8 protein-coding genes are annotated in these 7,531 nt (G+C 68.9%); 3 read left to right on the forward strand and 5 right to left on the reverse strand.

Features of this window, described 5'->3' with window-relative positions; translation table 11 throughout:
• The coding region (locus tag R1101_RS0112175) for a CorA family divalent cation transporter (RefSeq protein WP_016933700.1) at positions 1 to 429 on the forward strand (429 nt) is incomplete at its 5' end.
• A complete protein-coding gene (locus R1101_RS0112180) occupies positions 426 to 2,234 on the forward strand; it encodes a hypothetical protein (RefSeq protein WP_016933701.1) in 1,809 nt (602 codons plus the stop codon). The genes R1101_RS0112175 and R1101_RS0112180, both read left to right, overlap by 4 nt.
• A 12-nt stretch (positions 2,235 to 2,246) precedes the next feature.
• Here R1101_RS0112180 and R1101_RS0112185 read toward each other — a convergent pair whose 3' ends face one another.
• Positions 2,247 to 3,356, reverse strand: coding sequence for a winged helix DNA-binding domain-containing protein (locus R1101_RS0112185; RefSeq protein WP_016933702.1), 1,110 nt, complete (start codon positions 3,354 to 3,356; stop codon positions 2,247 to 2,249).
• Positions 3,353 to 3,943, reverse strand: coding sequence for a suppressor of fused domain protein (locus R1101_RS0112190; protein WP_016933703.1), 591 nt, complete (start codon positions 3,941 to 3,943; stop codon positions 3,353 to 3,355). Before R1101_RS0112190 ends, R1101_RS0112185 begins: the two co-directional genes overlap by 4 nt.
• Positions 3,944 to 4,016: 73 nt before the next feature.
• On the opposite strand from R1101_RS0112190, the gene R1101_RS0112195 reads away from it, so the two are divergent.
• Positions 4,017 to 4,862 (forward strand): hypothetical protein, encoded by an 846-nt coding sequence (locus R1101_RS0112195; RefSeq protein WP_016933704.1) that lies wholly within the window; start codon positions 4,017 to 4,019, stop codon positions 4,860 to 4,862.
• A 61-nt stretch (positions 4,863 to 4,923) separates the two neighbouring features.
• On the opposite strand, the gene R1101_RS0112200 is transcribed toward R1101_RS0112195, so the two are convergent.
• The 3 genes from R1101_RS0112200 to R1101_RS0112210 all read right to left on the reverse strand — a co-directional run.
• On the reverse strand, positions 4,924 to 6,090 hold the full coding sequence (locus R1101_RS0112200; protein ID WP_026003189.1) for an ABC transporter ATP-binding protein: 1,167 nt from the start codon (positions 6,088 to 6,090) through the stop codon (positions 4,924 to 4,926).
• A gap of 5 nt (positions 6,091 to 6,095) precedes the next feature.
• Positions 6,096 to 6,926 carry a carbohydrate ABC transporter permease gene (locus R1101_RS0112205; protein WP_016933706.1) on the reverse strand — a complete coding sequence of 277 codons (831 nt, stop codon included), beginning with the start codon at positions 6,924 to 6,926 and terminating at the stop codon, positions 6,096 to 6,098.
• A partial coding sequence (locus R1101_RS0112210) for a carbohydrate ABC transporter permease (RefSeq protein WP_016933707.1) occupies positions 6,926 to 7,531 on the reverse strand: 606 nt, incomplete at its 5' end. The genes R1101_RS0112210 and R1101_RS0112205, both read right to left, overlap by 1 nt.

Here is a 7,531-nt window from a genome sequence, read left to right on the forward strand (position 1 = left end):
CAGATCTACATGCTCAAGCGCGAGATCGTGCAGTTGCGCCGGGCCGTCGTTCCGCTCGCCGAACCGTTGCAACAGCTCATCCGGGCGCCGGGCAACCCGATCCCGAAGGACGTCCGACGATACTTCCGCGACGTCGCCGACCACCACACGACGGTGTCCGACCGCATCGCCGCCTTCGACGAAACGCTCGGCACGCTGCTCGACGCGGCGATCGCGAAGGTCACCGTGCAGCAGAACACCGACATGCGCAAGATCTCCGCGTGGGTCGCGATCGCCGCCGTTCCGACGATGATCGCCGGGATCTACGGCATGAACTTCGATCGCATGCCGGAACTGCACTGGGAGTACGGCTACTACGTCGTGCTCGCCGCGATCGTCACGATCACAGTGGGACTGTTCGTCACCTTCAGGCGCAACAACTGGTTGTGACGACCGAACTCGACAGATCTGCGACGCCCACCACACGGTCGGCGCGGTCACCCCGGCGCCACGTGCTCGTCGTCGCCCTCGCGCTGATCCTGCTGCAGACGATCCTCCGGACCGTGGTGGCCGCGACCGGCGAGTTCTACTGGGACGACCTGATACTGGTCGGCCGGGCGGGGTCGTATCCGCTGCTGTCCGACGCATTCCTGCGGTACGACCACGACGGTCACCTGATGCCCGCCGCCTTCCTCGTGGCGGGGATCGCCACGGCCGTCGCGCCGTTGGCATGGTGGCCGGCGGCGGCCTCGCTCGTGATCGGGCAGTTGCTCGCATCGCTGGCGGTGCTACGGGTGCTCTGGTTGCTGCTCGGTCCGCGACGCGCCCTGTGGGGACCGCTGCTGTTCTACCTCCTCACCCCGCTGACCCTGCCGGCCTTCGCCTGGTGGGCCGCCGCGCTCAACGCGCTGCCACTGCAGGCGGCGCTGGCCTGGGTCGCGGGAGATGCGCTGCAGTACAGCAGGACCGGGCGACGACGACATCTCGTGAGCGCACTCGTCGTCACCGTGGTGGCCCTGCTGTTCTTCGAGAAGTCCGTCCTCGTTCCGTTCGCCGCCTTCGCGACGGTCGCGCTCGCGTCCCACGTCGACGGACTCGCGCGACCGGTGCGCCGCACCTGGGCGCGGGCGCGCCCGCTGTGGCTCGCGTCGGTGGCCGTGCTGGTCGGGTGGGCGCTCTGTTACACGGCGGTGGTCGAATCCCGGTTCGGAGTTCCGCCGTGGTCGATGGTGGCCGGGTTGACCCATCACGGGCTGTCCTACGGGCTGCTGCCGTCGCTGCTCGGTGGTCCGTGGGAGTGGGAGCGGTGGAACCCGAGCCCGCCGTGGGCCGATCCCCCGGTCGTGCTCGTCGTCGTCGGGTGGTTCGCCGTCGCATTCGCGGCAGGGTGGAGTGTGCGCCGGCGCCGGCGAACGGGCCCGGTGTGGATCGCGGTGATCGCCTACGTGCTGGCGTCGCTCGCGGCCATGATCAGTACCCGCTTCGGCCCGGAGACCACCTACGAACTCGCGCGCACCCTGCGCTACTTCGCCGACTCGGCCGTGGTCGTCGCGATCGCCGCGGCGCTGATCCTGCGCGCCCCGCGGCGGGGCACGACGAGCCGCCCTCGCGCCGTTCGTGCGACCGCCTGGACCTGCGCGGCCGTGTTCACCGTCGGCTCGTTGTGGTCGACCGTCACGTTCGCGCGCAGCTGGTCGGACAACCCGACCGGCGACTATCTCGGGGCGGCGAAGGCTGCGCTGACCGCCCGGCCCGACGACACCGTGCTCGACCATCCGGTGTCGGTGTGGATCCTGCTGCCGGTCACCTATCCGCACAACCTGGTGGGCTCCGTCTTCTCCGCGCTGCCGGACCGGTCCGACGTCCGCGATTACACGACCGACCTCTGGGTCCTCGACGATCGCGGACACCGCGCCCCCGCCGAGCTGCTGCCGCTGCGGTCCGTCCCGCCCGGTCCCGAGCCGGACTGCGGCCGTCTCGTCACCGGCGACGCCGTCACGGCCCTTCCGCTCGACTCCCCCGCGGGCGACTGGGAATGGACGGTGCAGGTGAACTACCGGGCGTCCGCCGACGGCACGATCGATCTCGGTTTCCCCGGCCACGACTCCGTCACGGTTCCCGTCACCGAAGGGCTCGGCACGGTGTATGTCCGCGTCTCGGGAGACGGGTCGGCGTTGCAGGCGCGCTCGTCCACACCCGGCACCACCGTGTGTCTCGGTGGCGGATCGCTCGGGGTCGTCGTCCCGCAGGGCTGACAGCCGAGCGGCTCAGGCCGTGTCCAGGATCCGCACGTTGTGCGTGTCGGCCTTCGGAGCCGCGAAGTTCAGCAGGCGCATGCCTTCGGCCTCGAGCGCCGACCGGGCGGACGCGGTGATCGTCCGCCACAGCGTCATCTCCACGGTGGCGGTGGTCCGGTCGGTGATCACGCGGGCACTGCCCGCGACCGTGCCACCGACGAGAAGCAGCGGCGCGATGATCCCGTTCCGCGTCATGATCCGCGTGCGGTCCTCATCCGAGACGAATCGGGTGCGATCGGAATGCGAGAGCAGCACGTTGTCGAACGGCGCGAGGATGCGCACCGGGGCAGGGGTCGACGGGTCGGGTCGCGGCGCGTCGGGAAGGTCGAACAGCTCCGCCCCGCGCTCGTCCCGGAACACCACGAGCTGTGGGCGGAGCCGATCGACGATCTCGCCGAGCCGGGTCAGGCCGCACCAGGCCTGTGCGTCCTGGACACTCGCGGGACCGAAGGCGGCCAGATACCGCAGGATCAGCCGATCGGGACCGGGAAGCACGGGCGGCGGGCCCACGTACTCGTCGAGGTGCGCCAGGCGCGGCTGTCCGGATCGCCCCCACAGCCCGCGCGGCGGCACCTGCACGAGCGGGAGCAGGCACCGCACCGCATGGGACAACGCGGCCGGATCCTGATCCGGGAACCGTTCGGCGAGCAGCGGGCGCAGTTCGGCCTGACTCCTCGGAGTGCCCGCCAGCAGCTCCCGGGCAACCGACACGAGCGCGGTCCTGTCGAGACCGTCGAGCCCGGCCCGGTGAGCCCTGTTCGCGTCGACACCCCGGTCGAGCACCGGTTGCACCCACGGACGCAGCGCGTGCGCGTCGGCGCCGGAGACCGCGAACACCGTGCCGCGCATCAACGCGATCCGGACCACCGCACGCGACTCCAGCAGGTCCGACAACGCCTCGGGCCGGAAACTCCGTATGCGGGTCCACAGGGCGAAATACGGTGCGAGCGGTGCCTGGGCCTGCAGTCCCAGCAGGTGCTCGATCATCGTCAGGGCATCCGTGCCGCTCCGTCGCAGCAGGTGCTGGCGGGCCAGCGTGGCGCGTCCGAGCGCGCGGTCGGTGAGAACCTGGGCGGTCACAGACGTGCTTGCGCCCGGCGCGGGTCGCTCAGGTCGATGCCCGCTTCCTCCCACGCCTCGCGCAGCGCCTCGGTTCCCTTCAGCCGCTTCCATGCCGCTTCGGTACCGGTGATCGGGCGGGCCTCGAAGAAGTGGACCGGATCGGAGGGTTCGGGCAGTTCCAGCGACGGCACATCGGCCGTCTCGAGCAACACCGCGGTGAACGGAGCGCCCGGCCACAGCGGCTCACCGAGATCGAGCAGCGCGTCGTCGGTGAGGACCACGCCCTCCACGGCGGGCAGCGCAGCAAGCACCGCGAGCGTGCGATGGGCCCCGGCGGTGATGCCCTCGTTGTCGCGCAGGCTCAGCAGCAGTTCGGCGCGTGGTCCGCGCGTCGGGTCGGCCACCATGTCGGTCGGATCGCCCATCGGATGCCGCGAGCACCCCAGAGTGGCGTACCGCAGGAGCTCTGCACCACGGAAGCGGAGGACCTCGATCGGTTCGAGACCGAGGAAGGTCACCGACGCCGATTCCGGCTCCGGATCCCCCGGCACGGTCAGATGCTCGGCGAGGTGGCTGCGAACTGCGGGGAGAACTGCGTCGGTCACTCCTGCAATGTAACCCCCGCCCCGCACATGCGGTTCCCACCCGCACCTCCGCACTGCCCGGTACCGTCGAAGCGTGGCTCGCGACACCGGTTTTCCGGTCTCCGACGCCGGTGACGATTTCGCCCGGCAACGCCGGCGCGCCGAGTACGCCCGGCTGATCGCATGGCTGCGCCGCGAACCGGCCGACATCAACACCGTGCTGCCCTTCGACGACGTCGTCGCCGCACTCGGACGCCTCGGCGAACGACGACTCGGGCTGCAGATCATCGAGGTCGCCTCGATCGTGGGCAGCGTCGACCGCGCAGACGATTTCGACCGCCGTTTCCGCCCCACCTCGGCACGCCTGCGCGCCCGGTGGGAACGCATCGCGGCCGCGCGGCGGCGCGGCGAGGCCATGCCCCCGATCTCCGTGTACCGGGTGGGACCGATGCATTTCGTGCAGGACGGGCACCACCGTGTGTCCATCGCCTACGCGCAGGGCGACCGCACCATCGACGCCTACGTCACCGAGATCACCACGAAGGTGCCCGCGGAGGGCATCACCGCCCGTCCCGATCTCGTGCGCAAGGACCACTTCAGGATGTTTCTCGGCCGCGTTCCCCTGCACGGCGCGGCCCAGGACACGATCCGCGTGTCCGACCCGTGGGGATACGCCGAACTGGCCGAGGCCGTCGAGGCGTGGGGTTTCCGCTTGATGCAGGATCTCGGCGAGTACCTCACCCGCGAGGAGGTCGCGCGGCGCTGGTACGAGGAGGAATTCGTCCCCGTCGTCGCGATGGCCCGGGAAGCGGGGATGTTGCGCTCACGCACCGACGCCGAGGTGTACCTGTGGATCGCGAGCGAACGCTACCGCCTGGTGCGGCGGCACGTGTGGAGCGAGGAGATCGTCGACGAACTCCGGACCCGCGCGCCCCGCTGATCGACGAGTTCGGTGGATCCGACCCCGTATCGCGGGGGCGGAGCCACCGAAGTCCGTCTTGTCAGAGGGTGACGTTCGCTCCGGTGTCCTGATCGAACAGCGCGATCTTCGCCGGGTCGAACCACAACTGCACGGTCCTGCCCTTCGCGGCCTGCGACTCCACGGACAACCGCGCGACCAGCGATTCCGCCGACATGTCGGCGCCCGCGTCGGCGGCGAGTTCGTCGAGATCCTTCGACTGCACGCCCGGACCCTCGGCCGTGAAGTACGCGAACTTGTCGGATCCCATGGACTCGAGCACGTCGACCTCCGCGGAGAAGGTCACGCCCGCTTCCCGCTGGGTCGGGTCGAGCAGGTCGGCATCTTCGAAGTGCTCCGGACGGATACCGACGACCACCTCGCGCGACGGATTGTTGCGGCGCACGACCTCCCACCGCTCGTCGGGAAGCCGGAACTCCCCGAACGAGGTACGGACCGAACCGTTCTCGATCTGTCCCGGAACGAAGTTCATCGACGGCGACCCGATGAAGCCGGCGACGAACAGGTTCTTCGGGTGGTCGTACAGGTCCTGCGGGGCGCCGACCTGCTGCACGAGCCCGCCGCGCATCACGACGACGCGGTCGCCGAGCGTCATCGCCTCGGTCTGGTCGTGGGTGACGTACACCGTCGTGGTACCGAGACGTTTCTGCAGGCGCGCGATCTCGGTGCGCATCTGCACGCGCAGTTTGGCGTCGAGGTTCGACAGCGGTTCGTCCATGAGGAAGGCCTTGGGGCTGCGCACGATCGCACGTCCCATGGCCACGCGTTGCCGCTGGCCGCCCGACAGGTTGGCGGGCTTCCGGTCGAGATGCTGTGTGAGGTCGAGGATCCGGGCCGCTTCGTCGACTTTCCGGGTGATCTCGTCCTTGGGCACCTTCGCGAGGGTGAGCGGGAACGCGATGTTGTCGCGCACCGACATGTGCGGGTACAGCGCGTAGGACTGGAAGACCATCGCGATGTCGCGGTCCTTCGGTGCCCGCTCGTTCACCCGCTCCCCCGCGATGCGCAGTTCGCCGTCGGAGATGTCCTCGAGACCGGCGATCATGTTGAGCGTGGTGGACTTTCCGCAGCCCGACGGGCCGACGAGAATGATGAACTCGCCGTCGGCGATCTCGAGATCCACGTCGCTGACGGCTTTCGCGCCGTCCGGATATTCCTTCGTCACCTTGTCGAGCACGATCTCGGCCACGGTAGTCACCCCTTCACTGCGCCGGAGGTAAGTCCGGCCACGATTCGACGTTGGAAGATCAGGACGAACACGATGATCGGGATCGTGATGACCACGGCCGCCGCCGCGATCGATCCGGTCGGTTCCTCGAACTGCGATGCGCCCGTGAAGTTCGCGATCGCGGCCGGTGCGGTGATGGACCGCTCGGTGGAGGTCAGCGAGATCGCGAACAGCAGGTCGTTCCAGCAGAAGATGAACACCAGGATCGCCGCCGTGATGATGCCCGGAGCCGCGAGCGGAGCCACCACCTTGCGGAACGCCTGGCCCGGTGTCGCGCCGTCCATCTTCGCGGCCTTCTCGAGCTCCCACGGGATCTCCTTGAAGAAGGCCGACAGGGTGTAGATCGCGAGCGGCAGCGAGAAGGTGATGTACGGCAGGATCAGCGCCGCCCACGTGTCGAACAGTCCGAGTCCGCGCATGATCTCGAACAGCGGGCTGACCAGGGAGATCTGGGGGAACATCGCGATGAGCAGTGCCACACCCACCAGGAGCTTCTTACCGGGGAAATCGAGCCGGGCGATCGCGTAGGCCGCCATCGTCCCGAGGAGCACGGCGATGACGGTGGCGATCAGGCCGATGCCGATGGAGTTGATCAGGGCGCTGGTGAACGCGTCGGTGCGGAAGATCCCGCGGTAGTTGTCGAGTGTCCACTGCTGCGGGATGAAGCTGCCGTCCTGGATGGTGCCGGGCGGTTTGAACGACAGGCTCGCGATCCACAGCACCGGAACGAGTGCGTAGAGCAGGACGACGAGGTTCACCGCCGACCACGACAGGGTCCGTTTCCTGGTCTCGGCCATCATCGGCCCCCTTCGTCCGAGCCGGGTGCGGACGCACCGAACAAGGTGATGAACACGAACGCGATGATCGCGACGCACAGGAAGATCAGGACGCTGATCGCCGATCCGATCCCGAGGTTGAAGGCCCGGAACAGGTTGTCGTAGCCGAGGATCGACACCGACCCGGTGCCGTTGGAACCGCGGGTGAGGACGTAGATGTTGTCGAAGATGCGGAAGGCGTCGAGTGTGCGGAAGAGCAAGGCCACCAGGATCGCCGGTTTCATCAAGGGCACGATGATGCGCACCAGGCGCGTCCATGCGCCGGCGCCGTCGACCTGCGCGGCCTTGAGCAGATCGTCGGGGACGAGCGCGAGACCGGCGAGGAGCAGCAGCGCCATGAACGGCGTGGTCTTCCACACCTCGGCGAGCACGATGATCGCCAGGGACGGGATCTGGTCGGTGAGGGGGGCACTGCCGTCGGGGAGCAGATTCGCGAGATAGCCCGTGCCCGGGGTCCACGCGTAGTACCAGCTGTACGCGGCGGCGACGGTGACGATGCCGTACGGGATCAGCACCACCGTGCGCACGACGCCCTTCCCGACGATGGTGCGGTGCATGACCAGTGC

The sequence above is a fragment of the Rhodococcus sp. R1101 genome (assembly GCF_000278445.1).
Lineage (GTDB): Bacteria > Actinomycetota > Actinomycetes > Mycobacteriales > Mycobacteriaceae > Rhodococcus > Rhodococcus gordoniae.